This window comes from Bacillus sp. COPE52 (assembly GCF_003355115.1).
Classification (GTDB): domain Bacteria; phylum Bacillota; class Bacilli; order Bacillales; family Bacillaceae_G; genus Bacillus_A; species Bacillus_A toyonensis.
Map to the genome: position 1 here is coordinate 2,969,554 of NZ_CP031292.1, position 23,325 is coordinate 2,992,878.

Genomic DNA, 23,325 nt, shown 5'->3' on the forward strand with positions numbered 1-23,325 from the left:
ACCTATCACCTTCAAATCTATAATTCCTTTACATACTGATATAGTGTAACAAGTTTTGAAAAACAATTGTATAAAAATAAAAAGAGATTTCGTACAAAAGCAAAATCTCCTTTTATCAAATAGAACATCACTGAAAATATAAACTTCTATTACCCTACTACTTCTCCATACATATCATAAAGTTTGAGCGCCATCATTAAATTAAATCTCACTTCTGCATCATTTAAATCGACTGAAATGAGCAATTCAATTTTTTCTAACCTGTACAAAAGAGAACTTCTATGAATAAAAAGTTCTTCTGCAGCACTTTTTACATTTCCATTGTTTTGTAAGAATACATGTAATGTGTTATATAAATCAATATTCTTTCCTTCTGAATATTGAATTAGTGGACCAATTTGTTTCTTTACAAAAAGATCTACAGCGGTTGAATGGTTTAAATGATGTAAAATAGCATACGATCCAAGCCCTTCAAATAATGCAAATCCTTGTTTACGAAAGCGACTATCTAAAATATTTAAAGTCTGTATAGCTTGCTGATAACTAGTATAATAATCTTCCAACTGTTTTGTAACACCGCCAATCCCTAATAAAACACGACAACCTATAGGTGATGAGCCAATCCATTTCTTTATGCTATAAAACATCGATTCCCAAAATGTATCCGTGCCCTTTTTCTGAGTTTCAATTGGAACAATTAACAGTTGTTCATCATTATGGGATACTGCTAAAATGCCTGTCCCTAGTTCTGGAAGACGCGTCTTAATCAAATCCCATATAAGTGACTTTTTCGCTTGTTGTTCGAGTAGGTTTCCTTTCTTTAATTCGTTCTCATCGAGTGAAATTGATAATACCGCCACTCGATGTTTTTTGAAAAGATTCCATTGATATAAGTTAGCATATTGCAAAATATTATCTCGGTCCTCAATTTTTTCAGTTAATAATTTACTAATAAAGCTGTCTTTCATCTGTTCTTTCGTATCTAGAACGAGTTTTTGTTTAATAAACTGGATGGAGCATATATTTCGGGCTAAATCGACCGTTAATTGATCAAATTCATCCATCCCCCCATTCGCTCTTCGTACTGCTAAATATCCTAAAAAGTTACCGCCCCCATTAATAATCCAAAATGAAAAACAATAATCACTATTATTCGGATCATGAATTTGGAACGTATCAGTAAATCTTTTCTTTTTACGTTCTTCTCTTGTTAATTCAGCTAATTGTTCCGCTAAGCGACTATCCTTTTCATCATGAAATGCTATTGGTTGCATAAATCTATCAAAAATAAACACTGTATCTTGAAATAAACTACCGAGCATTGTTGTAATACCTTCAAAATTATTATCATCGACCGTTTCTTTTAATAAAGCTTGCTGATAATCTAATAGAAAATGAAGACGTTGCTTATGTTCTTTCTCACCATTATATAACCTTGCATTATCTAGTATGGTTGCTAAATGATTTGCAATCATTTCAAGTGATTTTGAATCTGCCTCCGTAAAAAACCCTTCGCATTCCTTTTCAATATGTAATACTCCAATTGGTTTCATATCAATAATGATTGGAGCAGTATACTGTTCACCACCAATCGTTTCAAAAAATGGAAAGTGTTCTTTTAATACATATTTATCCTCAACCATAATTTTGTATGGCTTTCTCATTTCTCCATATGCAGGTGCTTGAAAAACAAAACAGTTTTCAGTCTCGTTATATAAATAAACACATGCAAAATTCGAATTTGTTTCATTTCCGGCTTTAGAAGTTACCTCATAAACATGCTTTTCTAACGGAACATCTAACGACAGGTTTTTACTAATCCATCCAAAACCTTCAATCTTTTTCAACTGCGATTCTTTTTGTCTAGCCACAGCAATCGCCACTGCTATATCTCTTCCAAACTCTTCAAATGATATTTCCATATCTAAAAGTGGAACGTAACTTGAAAATGCAACAACACAAAAACCAAAATGCTGGATATCATCTTTTAATGGGACAGTGAACCAAGTCTCTACCCCAGCACTTTTCAATGTTTCAGATAGAAGACACACTTCTGGTAAATCTGCCGTTTGATCTGTCATGCTTTGATATTGTAGTTTGGAGGAACATTCATCAGAATGAAGTGGAAACGCTGAAGCTAAAGAAGTTAAATTACCACTCCAAGCTTTTGGTAAAAACTGTCCACCTTCATTAAAAATTACAGCGACGAAATCACAATGTAATTCTGCACAAAAGGAATGAGTTAAATACTGAAGCGCCTCTTCTTCCGTATCGATTTTAATAAGCTGGCGTGATGTATTTCGCAAATGATATTCTATTCTTTTCATTAATCTCTCTCTCTTATTACTAGACACGCCCCATCCCCCTTTCACCTTTTCTCTCTATTGTATAAGAAACGTTATACAAAAGAAAAGTAAATATTCTAACTATTAACTAAACAAATACGAATCCCGAAGAAATATATCCCCGGGATTGATTATTCACTATTTGGCTGTCGTTACATTGTTATTTCCACTAGCGATTTCTTTTTTCTCTTTATAATAAATTCCATGTTCTTCTTTAACAAATATCAATGCTATGCCACCAATTACAGCAGCAGTCGCAATTGCTGCAAAATTATATTGAGGCAATAAATGCATGGAAAGAAGAATACCTACCAAAGTTGGAGCTACCACACCTCCAAGACGCCCAAAAGCCATTGTACTTCCTACCGCTGTTGAGCGCATATTACTAGGATAATATTGAGAAACAAATGCATTTGACATATTTTGTAGTCCGACAGAAGAAGCACCAATGACTGAAATTAACAAAAATCCAATAAACATATTATTTACAAATCCGATGAGTGATAACGCAATTGCTCCACAGAAAAATAATGGGACAAGTACTTTTTTAAATCCGATTTTATCTACTATTGGACCGAATATGAGTGTTCCAATAATAGCTCCAATTTGCATGACAGCTGTAAATGTGAGACTTGATTTGAGATCGTATCCTGACTGCATCATAAGCCTTGGTAACCATGTACTCATAGAATAAATGAGTACGAAAGCACTAAAACATGAAATCCAAAACATAATTGTACTTACGGCGCGCTTCTCCTCAAATAATTTAACTACAGGAGATCCAGCTTCTTTAGTTGGTGATTTTATAAATTCAATTGTCACATCTTTACTTAATTGTGGATTTATCTTCGCTATTACTTTTTTAGCTTCTTCTATTTTTCCTTTCATTAATAGGAAACTAACAGACTCAGGAATACTTTTCATTAAAAACGGGATAAATAACAATGGAATTCCCGCTAACCAAAAAACAGGCTCCCATCCTGCTGTAGTAAGAAGGGAACGACTTGTAAGCGCCGCTGCCATTGCTCCAATTGAATATCCGCAAAAAACAAAAGATACGATAGCAGTTCGAGCTCGTTTCGGTGAGAATTCTGTTGCTATAGCAATTACATTCGGCATAACTCCACCAAGCCCTATACCTGCGATAACACGGAAAATCGCAAACACTACAGGACCGTTCGCAAAACCAGCTAAACAGGTAAATAGACTAAATAAGATTGTAGTTACTATTATGATATTTTTACGACCTATTTTATCAGCTAATAAACCAAAAAAAGCAGCTCCAATTGCTGTTCCTATAGCTGCATAACTACCAATTGCCCCTGCTGTAACATCTGTTATTCCCCACTCCTTAATGAGCGAAGGTACTGTTGCCCCATAAATAACAGCATCATATCCATCAAATGCAATTACGATAAATAACCAAAATATTAACCAAATATGCATGGAATGAATACGACTCTCGTCTATCACATTCATCGGGTTAATCGATTTCATCTTAATAGCCTCCTTATATGGGAATTTTCCCTTTCTTGTATTTCAATATCGGTAAACGCTTTCAATTGCCTCCTCTTAAGTTCCTAAAAATATTTCTGAATTTTCCGTATTTAAATTGTAATAACTACTATTAAAAATTGTTATCCGTTTTTTATAGGAAATAGAAAAGTAATATTCCTCTTTAATGCGGGCGTTGCTTCATAGGAATTAAAGCTTGAACATAAAAAAAGAGGCGCAATAAGCACCTCTTTTTCATGTATATTACTCATTCAAACTGTAATTGTTTCTTCCAGTTTTCCTATTATTTTCGCTATCGCTGTAATTGTATTTTCTGTTTCAAATTCGCCAACATTTACAGAATGATTTGCATTTTTAACAATAGCAATCTTTAAATTCGTTTTTTGTAACTGATCAATTTGCTCCGCATTGTATTGGTGATCTTTATCCCCAATTACTAAAAGCCCTTCGTGACGACTATGTAAAATAGAATCAAAAACGAAATCAAAAGTTAGTAAAGGTGTAAGTAGTACCATTTTTGACTGTGAAAATTCTTCTCTCTTCATTAAATCATTTGCAATTGGAATTGTTCCGAGTGACTTTCCTAAAAACATTGAATTGCTATATTGCCCACTTCTTAACACTTCAATTATTACGGGATTTATATCATCCATCATTACTTTCGTTATTTCTTCCATTGGTTTTTCCAATAATTGTCCATCGTAGGAATAATGAATATGTACTACATCTATTTTATTTTCAAGCATAAGCATCGTTGCATAATAAAATAACGGCTTGTCATAATTGTAGCCTGAACCTGAGAACATAAAACAGATTGCATTAGAAGCTTTTTCGATATGTGTGTAACGAATAACTTTATCATCTATATGTATCTCTTTTTTAGTCCCCTTCACTCTTTTCCCCTCCGAATACATTTACTTTTGTAAAACGATATGTTCTGTATGAACTGATACATCCTTTACTTTATCTTTTATAAACGCTGGCTGTAAGTTATATGCATGTAACTCTTCTACCGGCACCCACTTAAACATATATGTTCTATCCTCTTCATTCAGAATATATTGATCTGCCCCATTTGCAGGTAATTCTTTCAGCTCTACTTCATAGTAAAAACTAATTTCATGGAGCTTTCGCTCAGAAAGTGTAAAGAAATTTTCTACTGACCATATTAATCTCTTTACTTCAATTGGAACAGCTAGTTCTTCAGCAAGCTCTCGTTTTAACGCATCTTCACTATTTTCTAGCATTTTCACGCGTCCACCCGGTACGTACCAAAAATCTTCACCGTCACCTTGCAGAATGAGTATTTTATTATCATGTTTACAAATTGCTCCAACTCGGTAATTAAAACATGTTTCCTCTACTTTAAACGTAAGGTCCATCCCGAATTCCCCCTATTTATTAAATATCGAATTATTGCAAAACAATTATGTAATTACTGTAAAGATAAGGTTACTAAATTTATCCACTTCATTCAATCATTTTCGAATTTTCCAAACGCTTATTTTTCATCATTACAAGTGTATATACATATGTTACAATCACATTGCATACTAGAAAAATATGATGGGGGTACGAATGGAAACGTTATTAATCCAGCAAACTGAGAAATCAAATAAGTTTTGGAAAATCGTTGTGAAAGAAAGCGACTACGTTGTGTTTTACGGGAAAATTGGCACAGCTGGTAGCGTGAAAGCGAAAGAGTTTGAAACAGAAGAAGAGTGCATAAAAGAAGCTAACAAACTAGTTGCTTCCAAACGTAAAAAAGGATATACAGACCCGTGCCCTGGGGAAGATTATATAAAAGAAAAAACGATAACAGAAGAAGAATTTTGGGGGCTACTCGCTCGCGCTAAAACGAAAGGTGAAGACCAGGAAGAACAAATAGAATGGCTTACTTCTCATCTCTCTAAGCGTACAGTACATGAAATTGTTGCTTTTGATACACATATGCATCATATATTAAAAGCTTCCTATACATCTCGCTTATGGGCAGCAGCCTATATTATTTTAGGCGGTTGTTCGGATGATTGTTTTGATTATTTCCGCGGGTGGTTATTATATCAAGGAAAAGAAACTTACGAAGCGTGTATTGAAGATCCAGAACGGTTAATACATGTATTAGAAAATTTGAGTGAGTATGACGTACCAAACATTGAAGAACTTTCTCTATATTTCGGTTTCACTGTATATGCAGAAAAAACTGGAGATGAAGAAGATACTTACTTTACACTTTACCATGTACTAACTGATGAAAGAGCTCATAATGACGACATTGAATTCGACTGGGATCAAGATGACGAAGAAAGTCTGAAAAAGATGTTTCCTAAGCTGTGGGAACTGTACGGAGAAGAACCGATTGAGTGGTAGATTTACATACGAAAAACGCCTTGTTTTTTTAGTAACAAGGCGTTTTTTATTGATACTATGTTTAAATTGTTATCTTCCCACTCTCCCACCACTCCATAAAAGGCTTTAAAGAAGGAGCAATCCACGTTCTACTATCATTTTCATGATTCCACACATATATATCATCTCTTTGTACCATTCCATTCAAAATAGAATAGCCAAACAAATCACCATTTCCGCCATCAGCAAAAAATAATAAACAGTCAAAAGGCATATATAAATCTTTAAAATCCACTATATTTCTCATATTCATATTTTCAGTTTTAATTTTTGAAGCAGACCATATAAAGTCCCCGTACTCACCTTCTATACCGTTTGTTTCCTGTAATAATTGATATAACTCATTAGGTAACTCCACGTGTAACCATTTTTGTATATCAGCAAGTTCATCCTTCGTTGCTGGGTTTTTCATACTTAAGTTTAAAGAAATACTTCGAATGATATTTTTCCACATAACCTTTTATCCTTCCTATAGTCCTTCATGTTCAATCAAGTTTATACCAATAATCAAATTGGGTATGTACTTGGATTATATATGTTATTATCTCTGGATCACTAGGTTGTTTTTCCTTCTTTTTATCTCTAATATCATATTCATTTACATAACGAGTATCTCCTATCTTATCTCGGTAATAATTCCCCTTTTCGGTTTCTACTACTGTACTATCATCTAAAAAATAGAGCTGAATTTCTACACCAGCCTCGTTAGAATTTGGATACTTTAACTTCCCTTTTTTTTGATAGAATGAGATTACTTCTGCCTTCGATTGCTTCGTTTCTATAACACGATTCGCTACTACTTCCCAATATCCGCCATTTGCTAATTCAATCCAATTCTTCTCATCTGCTTCATAATCTTTAATTAGCTTACTATCCAAAGGCATCGGCAATTGAAAAAATTCAGAAGAAAAGGAATGAGAGATATACCACGTACTATTTCTTACGAGAATGACCGTTAGCAAGAGCATTATAACTGTTGAAATTATTGTCCTTTTTCTAACCTTTTTTAATTGACGTATCATATTTCTCTCCATTCCTATTATCTATAAAAACTATCCATTCCACTTTTCTAATAATTCTTTCTCCCTTTCAACTGAAATACCTGCCTTTAATCCCCTCTCTTTCATTTCATTCACCCAGTCATACACATCTGTAACAGTATCTTCTAATCTTCTAAAAGTAAGCCCTGCTTTAACAGCATTCTCAATACTAATAGAAAATCCACCTTTCCACGGCTTCGTTTCCCCTTCTAATGGAAAAGTTTCCGGAAGCCATAAAGGCATCTCTGTCCAAGGCTGTGCTTTATGTTCCTTCATAAATGATTCATCGACCCAAACGAATTCAGCATCACTATTCGTAACCCTTTTACACGTATTTAATAGCTCTTCCATCGTCAATTCATCATTTGGACCTGTTATATTGAATGTACCGGCTTTATTATTTTCTGCCATGTTTAGTCCAAAGCTTGCGACGTCTTTTATATCAACTAATTGCACTGGACGATCTTTTCTTCCTGGTACTAACACTTTCCCGCCCTTTGCTACACGCTGAACCCAGTATGGAAGGCGATCTGTATAATCAAACGTTCCCGAAAGAAGTCCTGCTCTTACATGTAAAACACGCCCCGCCCAATACTTCTCTGCTTCTTTTTCACATAATACCTTTAGCGCACCATAATGCTCATAAGGCGATATTTCACCATTCTCTACAGCTTTTATCCGATCACTTGTTGGTTCAGGTTGTAATATATAGTCTTCTTTTATATGATGGGGAATCCAATCTTTATATACGGAAAGGCTTGAGATGAATATATATTGCTTTACATTATCTTGTAATACTTCGCCAACATTCCGAATATGGTGCGGAGAAAATCCACATGTATCTATGACAACGTCCCATTTTCGATTTTCTAAACTTGATACATCGTTATTTCTGTCACCGATTAACTTTTTCACTTCAGGAAATAGTTCTTTATTTGATCCGCGATTAAATAATGTAACTTCATGCCCTCTTTTCAACGCCTCTTCTACAAATGCTCTTCCTAAAAATCGTGTACCGCCTAGTATTAGAATTTTCATGGTTCTCCCCCATTCATGATTAAAAATCTATTCTTTTGTTTAACGATTTTTTGTTGTGAAAAGTTACGGGGGATAGTTTAATTGTTTTCTACAAGTTCAATATATGTAATTTCGACACTTTTCCTATTTTTAAAAGCAATAATATGAAAATATTAATTCTGTCGATTTCCATTTCATATATAATTAAAATATCGGATATTCGATTAACCACTTATACATACTTAGGCAGGTGAAAAATATTAATAAACACATAGTTTATCATTCAACATTATGTATTTATTTTCTCACATCACTTGTATATATCATCTTGCTGAACATAGAAAATGGTCGTAATTATTTGGGGTTTACAATGGTTCTTCCGCTTTTAGCAGTTATTTTATATCAAAAATTATTTAAGAAACAAAAAATAGTTCATACATTTGGAATTTCACGTCCAAAAATAAAAACACTAATTTTCTCCATATTATTTCCACTACTTCTAGGACTATGTCTCCATTTTTATTTTCATATTTATGATATAAAGTTCTTATATCATGATTGGAATGAATTAGGATTTCTCTTGCTCGTTGGTCTTACAATTGGATCTTTATCTGCATTATTAGAAGAAATTATATGGCGAGGGAATTTTCATTACTATTTACGAAAAAAATATTCATTCATGCAAACAGCTATTATTATAGCTTCGCTTTGGTCTTCATGGCATTTACCAGTAGCTATCTTTTATAAAAATTATGAGTTTCAGTTTGTAGGAATATTAAGTTATCTCTCTTTATTATTTATATTGTCTTTAATTTTGACGTACACGAGAGAATATGGTGGTTCTGCAATATCACCCGCAATTTTACATGGTATGTTTAATGTATTTTATTTAGCAGATGTAGCGCAAAACAAATGGGATGCCAGCCTAATAGAATTAATTAAATTTATAATACTAGCAATCATACTCGGCATGATGTATCTTATACATCACAAAGTTAGAAAATAGTTAAAAAGCAAAGAAAAAAGGTGTTTCCGCTTTTATTTGAAAGTACCTTTAATAGATTATGAAGTACTTCAACACCTTGCAATTATTTAAAAATCGTATAGGTGTTGAAGTTTTATAACCTTAGTTGTACAACTTTGTTATCACAACACTTTTTTCTATCATGAAAAACAAAGCAAATTTAACTAAACCCTTTAATTCTCATTTCCAAAATTAACCACATTAATCTTTTAAATAAGGAAGTATGCACTCTTTAATTAACTCCCATTTATCCACCGCATTTGGTATAACCTCAGAAGCAATCACCACTACCAATTCTCTCTCTGGAATACAACAAACCATATTCCCACCATCGCCCATTGCGCAGTATGAAAAGCTTCCATTTTCTTCTCGTAACCACCATAAGTACCCATATTGATTTGGATTCATCACCGTTGATTCTTTTACCCATGATTTTGAAATGATTCGCTTTTCATTATGAATGCCTTCGTTCAAATACAATTGTCCAAACTTAGCCATATCTTTAACTGTTAGCGTAAGTCCCCAGCCGCCCGTCGAAATACCATTTGGATCGTGAACCCATCCTTTTACATCTTTTCCGAATAAGTCATCGAATCCAAATGCTTTCATATTGTAGTTTGGAATTTCTCTCATACCGAGTAGCTGAAATAGCTGTTCATTCGCAAATTCACGCGCACTTTTCCCTGTTGCACTCGAAATAATTGCTGATAGTACATGTGCTCCTGCAGATGAATATTTAAAAGATCCAATTTCTCCGCCGTGCCCCATTCTATTAAGTGTATACTGTACCCAATTCTGTTGTGTACATAGTTCTTCTAACGGTTCCTGCCAATCTGTAAAAGGGTATGGTGCTGTCATTGTAAGTAGGTGTCGCACTGTTACTTCAGATGCCTTAAGTTTATATTCAGGGAAAAACTCTATTACTTTTTGATTAACGCTTTTTATATAGCCCTTACCTATACATATCCCAATTAGCGCAGAGATTATCGTTTTTGTGACAGATGCTACATGAAATGCATCATCTGGACCGTGGCCGTTATAATATTTTTCAAAAATAATGTTATCCTTCTGCACTACTAACATACCGTTTATATTTTTATAGTCTTCTTTTATCTTGTAATCCAACTCTTCAAAAGTTTTCATTATTCTTCCCCCTTAATCTATGATTAAAAAGGTTCGATCGGTACATATATATCCACTATATGTTTATGTTCTGGATGCTTTCTTGGATCATTTCTATACACTTCAAAAGGATACGAATCTCTCGGCTTATATCCGCTATTTGGGAGCCATTCGCCGTATAAAAAATCCCATGCACCTTTATATTCATTTTGACGTATTTCAAAATGGCCTACCGCATATTTTCCTGAAGGTATTACCATTATTCCAATATCACTCGTTCCTACTGCGGATTCATCGGGAATTGTTATACATAAACTTGTTCTTAAATGATAGTCCTCAGTAAATTCATGATGATCGTGGTAAATGGTTAATACTTTCGTATCCCCAAATATATGATAGTTTTGCTCCGTTGCATAACGAAATAATTTCTCTATCATTTTCGGAAAAGCTATAGCTAACTCTTCATATGTACCGATATGTCTTATGTATGCGACATTTCTATCGTCCGCTGTTACAATTTCAACATTTCCCCGAACCTTCTTACATTCATTGTATTGAGAAGGTTCACTTACGTCTTTGCAATTCTTGCTATTGTAGTTTCGATATTGAGACGGACTTACTCCGTAATAATTTTTAAATGTACGGGAGAAAACAGCTGAATCTGTGAACCCGAAGTGATACGCAATGTCTGTAATCGTCATATCCGGACGATATGTAATAAGGTGAGTTGCCCTTTCTAGTTTCAATCGGTTTACATACCGAGATAAAGGCTCATCTACTATCCCTTTAAAAATTCTATGAAAATGAAACTTTGAAAATCCTGCTACATTGGCTAACTCTTCAATTGAAAGTGAATCATTTATGTTTGATTCTATATAATCTTGCACTTTATATATGCGTCTTATGTACTCATTTCTACTTTGAGAACTCTCCATATCCTTGCCTCCTCACAACAAAAAGGCTAACTTCATGTTAGCCCACTTTATACATTTTTTAAAAATAAAACTCTACTCCCGCCATTCCCGTCATAATTTGTATGTACGGATACACCTTCTATTTCATCATCCCCAGCCTCAATTCGAAAGCCAATTTCTTGATGAAATTGTATCGATTTTTTATTAACTGGTGATGTGATTGCTTTTACAACTTTACGGTTATTTGCACGAGCAATATCAAAGAAATAAGAATACAATGTCGATGCAATTCCTCTTCTTCTATACTTCGGATTGACACCGATAAAATGAACGTACGCTTCCTCTTTATGCGTTTGTGAGAAGAATCCGCATAAGAAACCTAACGTTTCTCCCTCTTCTTCAATGATAAAACTCGTTTCTTGAAAGTGAATGAAGAACAATTTTGGCAACATATGAGCCATATCTCTCCCGCCCCACCAATCATTTAATACAGAATGAATCTTTACATAATCTTCCCCTTGAATGTTTCTTACTCGCATGTATTTCTCCCTCTCACTCACTTCATTTTTTCATATATTTTAATAACCGTTTCTACTAATAGAATGAATACCCAAATACCAGAAAATACAAGCACCGACTGGAATATCGATCCAAGTATCATAATACCAATCGCACCTGATATTGAAAATGATACGCCACCAAACCCTGGATCTTGTATAAGTGATCCAGCAGAAAAAGCTGTTATAATAGATACGATTAAATAAATAACACTCATTATTTTTAATATTTTTATAGAAAGATACGAAGTTTGTTCTTTCTCCACTTGTGATAATTCGATTTCCCCACTCGCAATTCCTTTTTGAAGACAATCTTCACACAAAAATTCTTCCTTAATTTTTTTACCACCATGTATTGTACCCGTTATTTCTTTACACCTTGAACATTTTCGATTTATCATTTTGATATCACTCCAATCACCAAGGATTATCTTAAATATAATTCAACATTTACCTTATTATCCCTTTTATGTATTTTATAGAGAAAGATCGTGTTTTATGATTTCAAAACTCACATTTGGTTCTAAAAATCCCACCGTTCATTATGTATTACGGCCGAGTTGCTATGCGGTTATTTTTAACAATACTTGCTCAAAAATAGCTATCATCGAAAAAGGAGACCGTTATTTTTTACCAGGTGGCGGTATGGAAGGTAATGAAACAAAAGAAGAATGTTTGCATCGTGAAATACTAGAGGAATTAGGATGGGCAATTGAAATTGATCAATATATCGGTAATGCAGCGCGATATTTTTATGCAGAAAAAGAAGGGACATATTATTTAAACGATGGGTTCTTTTACATTGCGAACATAGTACATAAACAAACTGAAACCTCTGAAAAAGATCATGTTTTAAAGTGGTTACCTCCACTACTTGCTATAGAATATTTACTTCATGATCATCAAAATTGGGCTGTTGAACACGCGCTTTTAGTACGAAACAAAAAATGATCTCCTTCTATATGAAAGAGATCATTTTTTATTGTTAGCTTACCTTTTTTAAATTGAGAGCTGGCTTTTTGATTCCGCCTTTTTTTACAACATATAAACCCACAAAGATTATAAGTCCGCCAACGAGTTGCATCATATTGATTTGCTCTCCAATTGTTACAGCTGCAAAGATCACTGCGAATAATGGTACGAGATACATATAAACCATTACTTTCGTTGAACCGATTTGACTAATACCGACATACCACATTGCTAGTCCAAATATTGTCGCAAAGATGATTGAATATGCTAGTGAACCCCAGCTTGGCATGTCTACTGGCCACGTTAATGTGTTTACGTTGAATAAACAATATATAACAAGAGGTACAATTCCAATTAATGTAGACCATGATGTAACTCTCATTGCAGAGTATTTTGTAATAAGAGGTTGTGCTAAAATTGGATACCATCCCCACGCTATTGCTGCTACTAATCCAATTATATTTCCAAGCCACGCATACTCGTAAGTAGCTCCTCCTGTATGCCCTGTTAATAAAACGAATGCTGCACCAATAAACGCTATTATTGAACCAATTTGTACTTTCATCGAAAAACGTTCTTGTTTGTGTAATACTGCTAATATCCCTGTAAAAATAGGTGACATTGCAATTAGTAATGAGGCGTTCGTTGCTGAAGTATATTTCACAGATAACATAAACATCGTTTGATACATTGTCGTTCCAACGATGCCGACTGCTACTAATCGTAACCAATCTTTTCTTTCAATACGTAATGAGCGTTCCATAAAAAATGTAATAAGTAATAATACCGGTGATGCTACTAAAAATCGTAAACTATTAAATTGAATGGATGACATAAATGCCACGCCATACTTTCCAATTGTATAATTTGCTCCCCATACTAATGCTACTGATACTAGGAGCCATTCCATTTGCCATCGTTTCATCCGAATCTCCCCTTCCCTATTTAGCATAGTAAAATTGGCTGGATATAACACCGTCCAATTGGCTGTTTTTTTACCCAGCCAATTTGCTATACTTAATGTATTGAAAAGATACGGAGGCGTTTTTTATGGAATGGAAGCTAGATAACGACAGTAAAATCCCTATTTATCAGCAAGTTGTTGACTTTATTGAAAAACGTATTACATATGGAGAACTTCCTCCAGGTAGCTTCCTCCCTTCCGAACGGAAATTAGCTACACAGTTAAATGTAAACCGAAGTACAGTAACGACTGCTTATAATGAACTACGTGCTATGGGAATTGTAGAAAGTACAACTGGTAAAGGTACACGTGTAAGTACACATATGTGGGGTGTTTCTCCAACATTAACACCAAACTGGAGAAATTTCGTAGAAGGTGGTACGTTTTTACCAAACTTACCGTTACTTCGCCATATTCGGGCAGAAGTACAACAAAATGAAAATATGATAGATTTTGCAAACGGCGAACTCGGTTGTAATCTCTATCCTCATGATCAACTACAAACGATTTTACGAGAACAACCGTTAACGCATTCATTAAGTTACGATCATCCGCAAGGGTATCTCCCGCTAAGACAAGCGGTCGTAAAATATATGAAGGAATATTTAAAAGTTGAAGCGACTGAGCAATCCATTATGATTACATCCGGCGCACAGCAAGCACTTCACCTTATCGTTCAATGTTTATTAAACCCCGGTGATGCGGTCGCTTTCGAAAGCCCTTCACACTGTTATTCCTTACCGTTATTCCAATCAGCAGGTATTCGTATTTTCCCGTTACCTGTCGATGAACACGGTATTAATCCAGACGATGTGCAAGAATTATATAGAAAGCATCGTATTAAAATGATCTTTTTAAATCCAAACTTCCAAAATCCTACGGGCACAATGCTGCATCCAAACCGTAGAAAAAAACTGTTATCACTTTGCGCAGACTTACGAATTGCGATTGTTGAAGATGATCCGTCTAGTTTACTTACGCTAGAAAAGAAACAACCTTGCCCTACTTTAAAATCAATTGATGAAAACGGAACTGTCATTTATGTACATTCTTTATCAAAAATGATTGCACCAGGTTTACGAGTCGGCTGGCTTGTCGCCCCGCAGTCTGTAGTAGAAAGGTTATCCGACGCAAGGCACCAAATGGAATTAGGTATGAGTATTTTCCCGCAGTGGCTTATGCAACAATTTTTCGAAACTGTACCTTTTCAGTCTCATATCGTACCGTTACGAAAACAACTAGCAGAAAAAAGAGACGTTATCGTTCGCGCCTTAAACGAGCTACTTCACGATAAAATCTCTTTTTCAAACCCGACCGGTGGTATATACATATGGGGAAAATTAAACGAACCGATAAACGAAAAACAACTTATTATGCAAAGTTTAAAACAAGAAATCGCATTTATGCCAGGTAGTATTTTCGGTGCGAAAGATGGTTATATTCGTTTATCTTATGGAAAAGTGAATATTGATCAAATTGAGGAAGGTATTTCTCGTTTGCGGAAGGCTATTTTGGTTTGCGGGAAATAAAATAACTTTTTAATACATTTAAAACTTCTTTATTCATTAACTCCAGATAATAAGTTAGCAAAAAACAATGAAAAGAAGCTTCATTCCAAAATTAAATTATAAGAAAGCTCCTGATGATTGATACAGGGGCTTTCTTTTCCAGGTTTTTCGTTTTTCTCTATCTTTCTTCCCTACTTCTACGAATGATTCTTATAAATTGTAACTCATTATGATTCATTCACCTTTCCGCCCATCCTTAATAGTCCTCTTTCATATTCCTAACTACACATTTATTATAAATAGAGAAAATCAACTCTCCATTCTCACAATCTAGCTGTATACTTAATAAATACTATGGGATTTGAAGTTTTTATCTCCGCATTCTCACCCTCAAATATATATATTTGTTTATTTTCAATATCAATAAATGACATAAGTCCATTCTCATTATATGCTTCTGAATATTCACCATCTATTTTTATTCTTTCAAAAGAAGAAAAAGGAGAATGTACTACTTGATATTCGGAAAGCTTCATCATTCGCTTTCCTTCCGGTACGTGCACAATTTTCGGATCATCATCGGGTAAATATTCTAGTCCGATTTTATTCGGCGCAACGAAAATTAATAGATGCAGTGGTTCCGTTTCATTATTTTTATAGCCATGTATATGGTTCTTCCATCCAAACACTACCTCTCCTTTTGATGCACGAATCATTTTTTCATTTGAAATATAATAATCCAAATGACCTGACAACACAACGGCACAATCTTCTCCAAACGGATGACTATGAGGTGGTATTCCTTCTTGCGATTGAAAAATCACTTCATACCCCCAATACTTATCATCATTCGTTTTATAAATAAGATCATTTTTTGATATATTAATAGTTGTTTGTGATAAATCGAAACTCCTCATTCGGCCCTCCTGATTAATTTCAGACTTACTTATCTTTTGAAACCATTTCATAGAGCAATAACATGAAATAATCTTCTAATTTAAAATACATTTTATTTATATTCTATTACTATCTTATCCAAATAAACACTATGAAAAATCAATCCGCAGAATGAAATTCAAATAAAACTTCCTAATACTTTCGTATTAAGAAATTTTCACATCACTACATATAACCACTTATTAAAATCTATAGTACATTCGTTATTTAGTTCGAAATATTCGTTTATCTTATAAAAATACATACGTATTAAATTGCGGAAGATATTACTCGTTTGACAAAACCTAATTCTACCATTATTATCAACACGAACCTATTTATAGGAGTGATAATAATGAAAATTTACGTTGATGCAGATGCTTGTCCTGTAAAAGATGTAATTATTTTTGAAGCTACGAATGCAGAAATCCCTGTAACCCTCGTTACTAGCTTTTCTCATTATTCTAATGCGGAACAACCAAAAGGTGTGGAAACAATATATGTTGATTCCGGAGCAGATGCTGCAGATTACCGAATTATGCAATTAGCAAAAAAAGAAGATTTAATCGTAACACAAGATTATGGTCTTGCTTCGCTTGCATTAGCAAAAGGCTGTATCGTTCTACACCATAAAGGCTATAAGTATACGAATGATAACATTGAACAATTGTTACAAACACGTTATTTAAGTGCAATGGTTCGAAAAAGCGGCAAGCGCACAAAGGGGCCAAAACCATTTACAGCAGAAGATAAAGAGAAATTTAGAGAGCTCTTTAAAAGTATAATTTCACTTTAGAAATGAACCTTCTATTTGTAGGGAAAGCTTTGTAAAAAAAAGAAGAGAATATCAAAATGAACATTCTCTTCTTGGAGTTTACCCGTTTAAAATGATGGTAAATTATCTAAGTTATTTTCCTTTAGACCATCCGGTTCACTACGTATAATATCTCTACCATACTTATGAAATACGTCCACATGAGCTAGCTTTCCTGATTTTGCTTCATCAAGAGCAGTAATATAATCTAACTCTCTCCCGCTACTTGTTTTAAAGGCAATTAAATCCCCATCATCATTTTTACGAACGGCAACAATTTGTTCTGCTCCTGAATCAACTTCCTGAGCTACTTCTAATTGAGCTTGCTCTTCCCCTTGGTGTAAGTATTCATTATAAACTTTTTCAAAGTCTTTTTTATCCATAAAACTCACCTCCAACACATTTTATTAGTATGGTTGGGAAGTATTGGTTTTATGTAATTTGTTTTAAACTTAAGTGTTTTCAAATGAAAACATAGTCCCCTCACTATTTGATTGTAAAGTGTATTTTATATCGAACATCTTTGATATATCTTCAATATTTTTCAAACCGAGTCCCGTTCCTTTACTATTCATATCAAACCCAACCCCGTTATCTCTAAAGGAAACAATATCATTGTCTATGAGGATCTCAAGTTTTTTAGCTTGTGAATGTTTAAGGACATTTTGAAAAATGTTATCAAATAGCCTTTGAATCCATAACTCATTACTATTCCATGTCAACTCTTTATCTTGTGAATTATATACTAATTCAATTTTATGAATGCTATACAAATAGCTCCATTTTTTAATCATATTTTCTATTAAATTATGTATATTCACTTCATCATTCACAATATAAGTATTCTCTAAGGTCTCTGTAGATTGAATATTAAATTCGTTAGTTAAATCACTTATATATTGTATCTGCTCATACAGTGATTCAAGTACTGGCGCTTGTGCTTCGTATTCGCCTTCTAAATAATATAATTGTAATCTAACTGCAGTTAAGGGTGTATTAATATCATGCCGTAATTTATTTAATAGCTCTTTTTTTATTTGTTCCTGTTGTTGTAGTTCTAATTCTCGATAAGTTGTTCTTTCTATAAGCAGGTTTACTGACCTAATCAGTTCTCCCATCTCATCATCACTTTTGACATCTATTATATTAGGGATTTTTTTATCACTAGCTAAATCTCGAATCGTTTGATTTAATACATTAATTTTATTTAATAATGAGTTTATCGATTTTGAAAATACAAAAGCTAATACTAATAGTGATAATAAAAATATGATTAACATAGTAGGATATGCAAAGGATTCGTGAAAAGGAATGTTCTTATTTTTAGTTTTAAAGGCAACATTATAAATAACTGATACAAAAATACTAATCGACAACAATAACAGAGGTACGCTAACAATAGCGGAGAATAGTAGTAACTGATATTTTTTCTTTAAGTTCATTTCTTCATATAGGTATTTAGTCTATACCCTTCTCCATAAATATTTTGAATAATATCACCTGTTTTATCATCGATTTTGGCCCTAATTTTTTTTATATGTACGTTCATGATATTTTGATTTCTATCTTCAAGTTGCCATAAGTAATCAAAGAAATGTTCTTTTGTTAGAATTCTATCTCTATTTTCATATAAATAGAAGAATATTTTACGCTCAATTGCAGTAAAAGCAACTTCATCACGCAAACCATTTATGAAAACTCTTTTATATTCTGCATCTATAAATAAATGGTTAATTTGCGCGAAAGTACCATATTGATTATCTAACATTTTCTGAATCCTTAACAGCAACTCTCTAGGATCAAAAGGTTTTATCATGTATTCTTCTCCAATAGTCAAACCTTTTAGTTTACTATCCATATCATTCCTAGCTGATAGAAATATAATTGGAATATTTAGTCCTAGATTTTTTATTTTCTTTGTAATTTGATAACCATCTTCGCCTGGTAACATAACATCCATTATGACTAAATCTATGTCATGAATTACATCAAGAACTTTCCTTCCCTCTTTCTCCCAATACACATTATACTTCTCGCGTTGCAAAATTTTTTGTAATAAATCTCCTATAATCAAATCGTCTTCAACAATTAATATGTTATATACTTTCATTATGTATAGACCTTTCGTCGCTAAAATAACAATAGCTTAGTTCTTCACTACTTTATTATTAATAAAATCCATAGCAATTTTGTATATTTCATCAGGAGCATATAAATAAATACTATGTGTACCTTCAATTATTTTTACATCAGCTATTAATAACTTGCTAGCAAACTCCTTATAATCTTCGTTTTTTTGCTTTGTATACTTCGAATCTTTATATTGCCTAGCAATCGCATCTATAAATAACATAGGTGTTTCTTTTGGGCTCGATAAAGAATTTGATTTTTTACCGTTATTGTAGCTTTGTAAAAGTTCTTGCTTCATATCATCATTAAAAGCCCTCTTATACGTAAGCGCTTTATAAATATATTTTTCCTGTTCGTTTAAAAAGGTTTGACGAATGACTTCGGGATTATAAGTAATAGAGGGAGCTAATCTCTGAAAACCAATTTTCGTTAAAATATTCATCCCTTTTATTTTTAATGAATCAACCATACCTATTTTATTAGTTACGTACTGTTTAGGTAAACCAATATCTAACGCAATAATCCCTTTTACTTCACTTGGATATTTTTGTGCCCAATAAATAGCCTCTATACCCGATAGAGAGTGTGGTACTAAAATGTAAGGTGGTTTATTTCCACTTCGAATAAGCGCTTCTCTCGTTTGTTCTAATATCGTATCAATATCTCTATCATCTTGAAAAACATCACTGTATCCATAACCAGCTCTCTCAATTACAGAAATCTTGCTTTCTTTCGAAAATTTACTATATAAGCCTTTCAATTCATAAACAGGAGCGGCAATTCCAGATCCGGCCATAAATACAAACGTATCCTCCCCGCTCCCCTCATTATAAACATTCACTTTTTTATTATTGAAATTAATAAGTTCACCTTTATTGTTCATTAATTTCGATTCCATTTTTAATTGATAGTTATGATATATGAATACAGCGCCAGTTCCAAGAAAAATCATACTAATACAAACAAAAAATATTATTTTTCCTATCTTCAATATTTTTTTCATTTGACACCCCTTTCAACCTATACTGAAAGGGTACAATGTAAAAATAAATTTCTAATAAATTTTCAAAATTAATATCTATTCATTGTTTCTAAGGACGGACCATTTTTAATACCTACGCAAATCCTTCAAAGTCTCCAATATATCATCTGTAAAGGCTGTACTACCTTCTGTCTCTAAAACTCTGAAATAAAAACTTCTTAGGAAAGTTCTAATATTTTGTACTAAAATAGCATGCTGTGGATGTCGGATGTCTTCAACAGTTGCTATACTATGTAACCAGTTGCTCCACTCTTCTTCAGTTAAAAGATTTTGGTTACGTAACGACATAATTGGTGCTACTAATCTCTCATCCTCAAAGTGAATGTATACGTAGTCATGTAAGCGTACCTTCTGACGAACGGCAGCTAGTATTGCATATGAGAACTCACGATTTTGAATTGTACGTGCTAAAGCATCAAGCGCATCTGCTGCATGTGCAGTAGAGTGTGCCCAGCCTTTTCCTTCTACGTAGCCTCTTACATCTTCTTCTAAATACACATATTCCAGCACTTGTTCTGCCACACTGTACAGTTGTTCTTCAGATAACAGTGGTTCTCTTTCATGAACAGATAAAATAAGTGGTGGAATTAATACAGAGAATGCACGTTTAAACACAGAGTCTGTTCCCTTTTCACCAATTTTATAAAATAAATAATCAGGGCTAATTGCTTGCAGCATTAATCCTCGTAACTCTTTTTGTCTAAATACATCATTTGTAATCCATTTGTGAAGCGTACTATATATCAAATCATCACGCAGTTCAGCATCAGGTGATCCGATATAATCTAGCATCCACTGCGCATATGGATATGCATCTACGTCTTCTGGTACAGCATAATTGTTATTTTTAATTTGTAGTAGTTCTTCTTTTAGTTCTAGTACTTCTGTCATTTTTTTATCCCCTTTAAATTTCTCTTCCTAAATTATTCCCTATTAGTATCATAAAATTAAACCCATTCTTAACGCAATATAAAATGGAATCATTAATTATCTTCACTATGTAACAGTTCTTCCAATGTTACTTTAACTTCTTCTTCTAATTCATTAATCGTTCCGCTATAAAGTGTTCCTATGCTACTACTTTTTCGATATCCTTGGTAATAGTACCAAAGCGAAATAGTGCAGACTTCCCATAATTTTGAAGCATCATATTCAAAATTAATTTCTGATCTATATTCATACTCTAAACAATTATTAGATGTTAGTTCTTCTAATTCATCACCGTCTATATCTCTTTTAATTGACAGCTTCAAATTTAATTTACCATTTTGCGCAAAACGTTCTTCATATATTTTTTGATACTTACTGCAAATGTCTTCACTTATACTCTCTAGTTCCATTATTTTTTGTTTTAATTGTTCATTAATCTGTTCATTTTTGATTTCTAAATATTGTCCCTCCTCCTCTTCATTCACTTTATTATTTTTTTGAAACCATCTAAACAAATGCTCATTCCTCCTATATAAACTGTATTAATGTCTTTTAAATAGAACTACCGGATCATCAAATTTACTATTTTCAAATACAACATCTACACACTCTTTCGGATTATGCTCATCTATATACATTTTACAAGCTGCATGATACCTGTTCAAAAACATTTTCTCTGCTTCTTCATAACTTCCAAAAGCCTCAGTCTCGCGCTCTGCACCACGTTTTCTCGCAATCTCAAAATCTGTATCTACGAAAATTTTATAGTCAAATAAATGCGCAACGTCTTTTTTCAATAGAAACGTTCCATCTACTATTAATACCATATTTTGCAGGGCTACTAGCGGTTCATTCTGTACAGGCATATCCGTTACTAAGTTATGAGAAATCGTTTCATATTGTAAATTCCCGTTAGGTCCTAAAGGATTTAATAACCTTTCTTTGAAAGCTGTATAATCGTGTGCATCTTCATAATACCCTCTTGCTGATTCTTTGCCTTGCGTATAACGAATCACTCTTGAATTATGAAAATCATCAATGCTGGCGCGTGTTACTGGTAAACCTCGTTTTTTTATTTCTTCCGCTAGTTCGTTTGCAAATGTTGTTTTTCCTGATGCTGTAATACCACTTACTCCCACTCTTATTGGATGCGTTAAGTTTAACTTTAAAATATGATTAGCGATTTCTTTCATTCGTTTTTGGCGAATCATTATCTTCCCTCCCTAATTCAGTTCACATAATACAATTACATTAAACACGTTTGATCACTATTTGTAGGTAAGTCGATACTATTTGTCAAAACGTTGATATAGTTTTATTGCTTTACATATTTCTTACTTCCCCTTAAACCCTCGATACAAAGCAGTTCGTAACTCTTGCTTATATTCCTCAATTTCTGGCATTTCGAGTTCTTCTGCTAGTCTGATAGCTAATTCAATATCATATGGTACTCTTACAAGCTGAATGGAAAAACTCGCTGCTTCTTTTTCGTTGTAAGTTCCTTCAAAGATTAAATAGGAAGCTTGCGTTATTTCAAGTGGGTTTCCTACACTACCAGCGTTACATAACGTTTTCTCTCTGAAATTTTGAACGAACGCTTGGTGAACGTCACCATAGCAAACGACATCTGGTTTTCTTTCCCCTTCTATATTTTCCGTCAGATCACTATTTTCGAACATACTAATACGTTCTTCTCTTGAAGCGTGTGGTTGAATTCTTTCATATAAACTTCTCGGTGAAGCGTGAAACATACGAATGAGTTTTCCGCTCATAAAAAATTCGATCGAAAATGGTAAGCTTCTTAAATAGTCATTTTGTTCTTCTGATAATTGTTTTTGATGCCATTTTAATGCTTCAAATTCAGTCGGTTTTGTAATGAAATCATCCCAATTCCCCATTACAACGCCTTCGCATTCTTTACGAATGATTTCAATTACTTCGCTTGAATGAGGGCCTTTTCCTACTAAATCTCCAAGACAAATAATGCGCTCGATTCCTCTTAATTTAATATCTTTCAGCACAGATTCTAATGCCGGAATATTACCATGAATATCTGAAATTACCGCTATTTTATCCAAATGAATCC

26 protein-coding genes are annotated in these 23,325 nt (G+C 33.5%); 5 read left to right on the plus strand and 21 right to left on the minus strand.

Annotation, left to right across the window (positions count from 1 at the left end; all coding sequences use genetic code 11):
- Positions 1-149: 149 nt before the first annotated feature.
- The 4 genes from DPQ31_RS14875 to DPQ31_RS14890 form a co-directional block, all read right to left on the minus strand.
- Positions 150-2,354 carry a helix-turn-helix domain-containing protein gene (locus tag DPQ31_RS14875; protein ID WP_208730580.1) on the minus strand — a complete coding sequence of 735 codons (2,205 nt, stop codon included), beginning with the start codon at positions 2,352-2,354 and terminating at the stop codon, positions 150-152.
- A gap of 129 nt (positions 2,355-2,483) precedes the next feature.
- A complete protein-coding gene (locus DPQ31_RS14880; RefSeq protein ID WP_199633539.1) occupies positions 2,484-3,842 on the minus strand; it encodes an MFS transporter in 1,359 nt (452 codons plus the stop codon).
- Positions 3,843-4,111: 269 nt separating this feature from the next.
- Entirely contained in the window at positions 4,112-4,753 is a 642-nt protein-coding gene (locus DPQ31_RS14885; protein ID WP_016091171.1) for a hypothetical protein, read from the minus strand.
- A gap of 21 nt (positions 4,754-4,774) precedes the next feature.
- Positions 4,775-5,242 (minus strand): NUDIX hydrolase, encoded by a 468-nt coding sequence (locus DPQ31_RS14890; protein ID WP_199631328.1) that lies wholly within the window; start codon positions 5,240-5,242, stop codon positions 4,775-4,777.
- A gap of 196 nt (positions 5,243-5,438) precedes the next feature.
- On the opposite strand from DPQ31_RS14890, the gene DPQ31_RS14895 reads away from it, so the two are divergent.
- Positions 5,439-6,230: a DUF4240 domain-containing protein gene (locus DPQ31_RS14895; protein ID WP_000449135.1), complete on the plus strand. Its 792-nt coding sequence runs from the start codon at positions 5,439-5,441 to the stop codon at positions 6,228-6,230.
- A gap of 61 nt (positions 6,231-6,291) precedes the next feature.
- Here DPQ31_RS14895 and DPQ31_RS14900 read toward each other — a convergent pair whose 3' ends face one another.
- The 3 genes from DPQ31_RS14900 to DPQ31_RS14910 are packed head-to-tail and all read right to left on the minus strand — an operon-like array spanning position 6,292 to position 8,347.
- The gene (locus tag DPQ31_RS14900; protein ID WP_000265757.1) at positions 6,292-6,723 is read right to left on the minus strand and encodes an SMI1/KNR4 family protein; all 432 of its coding nucleotides are present in this window, start codon (positions 6,721-6,723) and stop codon (positions 6,292-6,294) included.
- Between the two features lie 31 nt (positions 6,724-6,754).
- Positions 6,755-7,291, minus strand: coding sequence for a hypothetical protein (locus tag DPQ31_RS14905; protein WP_098711474.1), 537 nt, complete (start codon positions 7,289-7,291; stop codon positions 6,755-6,757).
- A gap of 30 nt (positions 7,292-7,321) precedes the next feature.
- Positions 7,322-8,347 carry an SDR family oxidoreductase gene (locus DPQ31_RS14910; protein WP_208730581.1) on the minus strand — a complete coding sequence of 342 codons (1,026 nt, stop codon included), beginning with the start codon at positions 8,345-8,347 and terminating at the stop codon, positions 7,322-7,324.
- A gap of 229 nt (positions 8,348-8,576) precedes the next feature.
- Here DPQ31_RS14910 and DPQ31_RS14915 point away from each other — a divergent pair, with 229 nt between their 5' ends.
- The gene (locus DPQ31_RS14915) at positions 8,577-9,332 is read left to right on the plus strand and encodes a CPBP family intramembrane glutamic endopeptidase (protein WP_085450339.1); all 756 of its coding nucleotides are present in this window, start codon (positions 8,577-8,579) and stop codon (positions 9,330-9,332) included.
- A 219-nt stretch (positions 9,333-9,551) separates the two neighbouring features.
- Here DPQ31_RS14915 and DPQ31_RS14920 read toward each other — a convergent pair whose 3' ends face one another.
- Genes DPQ31_RS14920 through DPQ31_RS14935 form a run of 4 tightly spaced genes read right to left on the minus strand, consistent with a single transcriptional unit; the run spans position 9,552 to position 12,344 of the window.
- Positions 9,552-10,493, minus strand: a complete 942-nt coding sequence (locus DPQ31_RS14920; protein WP_000846448.1) for a serine hydrolase domain-containing protein — start codon at positions 10,491-10,493, stop codon at positions 9,552-9,554.
- A 23-nt stretch (positions 10,494-10,516) separates the two neighbouring features.
- Complete coding sequence (locus tag DPQ31_RS14925) at positions 10,517-11,407, minus strand: AraC family transcriptional regulator (protein ID WP_087970873.1); 891 nt, start codon at positions 11,405-11,407, stop codon at positions 10,517-10,519.
- Positions 11,408-11,454: 47 nt separating this feature from the next.
- Positions 11,455-11,925: a GNAT family N-acetyltransferase gene (locus DPQ31_RS14930; RefSeq protein WP_001266061.1), complete on the minus strand. Its 471-nt coding sequence runs from the start codon at positions 11,923-11,925 to the stop codon at positions 11,455-11,457.
- Between the two features lie 17 nt (positions 11,926-11,942).
- Complete coding sequence (locus DPQ31_RS14935) at positions 11,943-12,344, minus strand: DUF3980 domain-containing protein (protein ID WP_085450492.1); 402 nt, start codon at positions 12,342-12,344, stop codon at positions 11,943-11,945.
- A gap of 97 nt (positions 12,345-12,441) precedes the next feature.
- Here DPQ31_RS14935 and DPQ31_RS14940 point away from each other — a divergent pair, with 97 nt between their 5' ends.
- Positions 12,442-12,894, plus strand: coding sequence for an NUDIX hydrolase (locus tag DPQ31_RS14940; protein ID WP_098911275.1), 453 nt, complete (start codon positions 12,442-12,444; stop codon positions 12,892-12,894).
- A 34-nt stretch (positions 12,895-12,928) separates the two neighbouring features.
- Here the strand turns inward: DPQ31_RS14940 and DPQ31_RS14945 are convergent, their stop codons facing one another.
- Positions 12,929-13,840 (minus strand): DMT family transporter, encoded by a 912-nt coding sequence (locus tag DPQ31_RS14945; protein WP_085450340.1) that lies wholly within the window; start codon positions 13,838-13,840, stop codon positions 12,929-12,931.
- A gap of 125 nt (positions 13,841-13,965) precedes the next feature.
- On the opposite strand from DPQ31_RS14945, the gene DPQ31_RS14950 reads away from it, so the two are divergent.
- Entirely contained in the window at positions 13,966-15,408 is a 1,443-nt protein-coding gene (locus DPQ31_RS14950) for a MocR-like pyridoxine biosynthesis transcription factor PdxR (RefSeq protein WP_208730582.1), read from the plus strand.
- A gap of 302 nt (positions 15,409-15,710) precedes the next feature.
- On the opposite strand, the gene DPQ31_RS14955 is transcribed toward DPQ31_RS14950, so the two are convergent.
- Positions 15,711-16,304: a cupin domain-containing protein gene (locus tag DPQ31_RS14955; protein ID WP_208730583.1), complete on the minus strand. Its 594-nt coding sequence runs from the start codon at positions 16,302-16,304 to the stop codon at positions 15,711-15,713.
- A gap of 374 nt (positions 16,305-16,678) precedes the next feature.
- On the opposite strand from DPQ31_RS14955, the gene DPQ31_RS14960 reads away from it, so the two are divergent.
- A complete protein-coding gene (locus DPQ31_RS14960; protein WP_000708763.1) occupies positions 16,679-17,119 on the plus strand; it encodes a YaiI/YqxD family protein in 441 nt (146 codons plus the stop codon).
- A gap of 86 nt (positions 17,120-17,205) precedes the next feature.
- Here the strand turns inward: DPQ31_RS14960 and DPQ31_RS14965 are convergent, their stop codons facing one another.
- The 8 genes from DPQ31_RS14965 to DPQ31_RS15000 form a co-directional block, all read right to left on the minus strand.
- On the minus strand, positions 17,206-17,520 hold the full coding sequence (locus DPQ31_RS14965) for a DUF3892 domain-containing protein (RefSeq protein WP_098711468.1): 315 nt from the start codon (positions 17,518-17,520) through the stop codon (positions 17,206-17,208).
- 69 nt (positions 17,521-17,589) lie between these two features.
- Positions 17,590-18,579 (minus strand): sensor histidine kinase, encoded by a 990-nt coding sequence (locus tag DPQ31_RS14970; protein WP_098711467.1) that lies wholly within the window; start codon positions 18,577-18,579, stop codon positions 17,590-17,592.
- Positions 18,576-19,247: a response regulator transcription factor gene (locus tag DPQ31_RS14975; RefSeq protein ID WP_098711466.1), complete on the minus strand. Its 672-nt coding sequence runs from the start codon at positions 19,245-19,247 to the stop codon at positions 18,576-18,578. Before DPQ31_RS14975 ends, DPQ31_RS14970 begins: the two co-directional genes overlap by 4 nt.
- A 36-nt stretch (positions 19,248-19,283) precedes the next feature.
- Positions 19,284-20,270 (minus strand): alpha/beta fold hydrolase, encoded by a 987-nt coding sequence (locus tag DPQ31_RS14980; RefSeq protein ID WP_208730584.1) that lies wholly within the window; start codon positions 20,268-20,270, stop codon positions 19,284-19,286.
- A 105-nt stretch (positions 20,271-20,375) separates the two neighbouring features.
- Positions 20,376-21,200: a DUF2785 domain-containing protein gene (locus tag DPQ31_RS14985; RefSeq protein WP_208730585.1), complete on the minus strand. Its 825-nt coding sequence runs from the start codon at positions 21,198-21,200 to the stop codon at positions 20,376-20,378.
- Between the two features lie 92 nt (positions 21,201-21,292).
- Positions 21,293-21,754 carry a hypothetical protein gene (locus DPQ31_RS14990; RefSeq protein WP_097954325.1) on the minus strand — a complete coding sequence of 154 codons (462 nt, stop codon included), beginning with the start codon at positions 21,752-21,754 and terminating at the stop codon, positions 21,293-21,295.
- A 27-nt stretch (positions 21,755-21,781) separates the two neighbouring features.
- Complete coding sequence (locus tag DPQ31_RS14995; protein ID WP_208730586.1) at positions 21,782-22,450, minus strand: nucleoside/nucleotide kinase family protein; 669 nt, start codon at positions 22,448-22,450, stop codon at positions 21,782-21,784.
- Positions 22,451-22,573: 123 nt separating this feature from the next.
- Entirely contained in the window at positions 22,574-23,317 is a 744-nt protein-coding gene (locus tag DPQ31_RS15000; protein ID WP_208730587.1) for a metallophosphoesterase family protein, read from the minus strand.
- Positions 23,318-23,325: the final 8 nt, after the last annotated feature.

What these genes read in the sequence shown, in the direction of transcription:
- DPQ31_RS14880 (WP_199633539.1), bottom strand. Translation starts at nt 3,842, where the DNA reads ATGAAATCGATTAACCCGATGAATGTGATAGACGAGAGTCGTATTCAT.
- DPQ31_RS14905 (WP_098711474.1), bottom strand. Translation starts at nt 7,291, where the DNA reads ATGATACGTCAATTAAAAAAGGTTAGAAAAAGGACAATAATTTCAACA.
- DPQ31_RS14940 (WP_098911275.1), top strand. Translation starts at nt 12,442, where the DNA reads ATGATTTCAAAACTCACATTTGGTTCTAAAAATCCCACCGTTCATTAT.
- DPQ31_RS14980 (WP_208730584.1), bottom strand. Translation starts at nt 20,270, where the DNA reads ATGAAAAAAATATTGAAGATAGGAAAAATAATATTTTTTGTTTGTATT.
- DPQ31_RS14900 (WP_000265757.1), bottom strand. Translation starts at nt 6,723, where the DNA reads ATGTGGAAAAATATCATTCGAAGTATTTCTTTAAACTTAAGTATGAAA.
- DPQ31_RS14890 (WP_199631328.1), bottom strand. Translation starts at nt 5,242, where the DNA reads ATGGACCTTACGTTTAAAGTAGAGGAAACATGTTTTAATTACCGAGTT.
- DPQ31_RS14910 (WP_208730581.1), bottom strand. Translation starts at nt 8,347, where the DNA reads ATGAAAATTCTAATACTAGGCGGTACACGATTTTTAGGAAGAGCATTT.
- DPQ31_RS14935 (WP_085450492.1), bottom strand. Translation starts at nt 12,344, where the DNA reads ATGATAAATCGAAAATGTTCAAGGTGTAAAGAAATAACGGGTACAATA.
- DPQ31_RS14955 (WP_208730583.1), bottom strand. Translation starts at nt 16,304, where the DNA reads ATGAGGAGTTTCGATTTATCACAAACAACTATTAATATATCAAAAAAT.
- DPQ31_RS14950 (WP_208730582.1), top strand. Translation starts at nt 13,966, where the DNA reads ATGGAATGGAAGCTAGATAACGACAGTAAAATCCCTATTTATCAGCAA.
- DPQ31_RS14970 (WP_098711467.1), bottom strand. Translation starts at nt 18,579, where the DNA reads ATGAACTTAAAGAAAAAATATCAGTTACTACTATTCTCCGCTATTGTT.
- DPQ31_RS14965 (WP_098711468.1), bottom strand. Translation starts at nt 17,520, where the DNA reads ATGGATAAAAAAGACTTTGAAAAAGTTTATAATGAATACTTACACCAA.
- DPQ31_RS14960 (WP_000708763.1), top strand. Translation starts at nt 16,679, where the DNA reads ATGAAAATTTACGTTGATGCAGATGCTTGTCCTGTAAAAGATGTAATT.
- DPQ31_RS14925 (WP_087970873.1), bottom strand. Translation starts at nt 11,407, where the DNA reads ATGGAGAGTTCTCAAAGTAGAAATGAGTACATAAGACGCATATATAAA.
- DPQ31_RS14995 (WP_208730586.1), bottom strand. Translation starts at nt 22,450, where the DNA reads ATGATTCGCCAAAAACGAATGAAAGAAATCGCTAATCATATTTTAAAG.
- DPQ31_RS14895 (WP_000449135.1), top strand. Translation starts at nt 5,439, where the DNA reads ATGGAAACGTTATTAATCCAGCAAACTGAGAAATCAAATAAGTTTTGG.
- DPQ31_RS14975 (WP_098711466.1), bottom strand. Translation starts at nt 19,247, where the DNA reads ATGAAAGTATATAACATATTAATTGTTGAAGACGATTTGATTATAGGA.
- DPQ31_RS14945 (WP_085450340.1), bottom strand. Translation starts at nt 13,840, where the DNA reads ATGAAACGATGGCAAATGGAATGGCTCCTAGTATCAGTAGCATTAGTA.
- DPQ31_RS14985 (WP_208730585.1), bottom strand. Translation starts at nt 21,200, where the DNA reads ATGACAGAAGTACTAGAACTAAAAGAAGAACTACTACAAATTAAAAAT.
- DPQ31_RS14920 (WP_000846448.1), bottom strand. Translation starts at nt 10,493, where the DNA reads ATGAAAACTTTTGAAGAGTTGGATTACAAGATAAAAGAAGACTATAAA.
- DPQ31_RS14930 (WP_001266061.1), bottom strand. Translation starts at nt 11,925, where the DNA reads ATGCGAGTAAGAAACATTCAAGGGGAAGATTATGTAAAGATTCATTCT.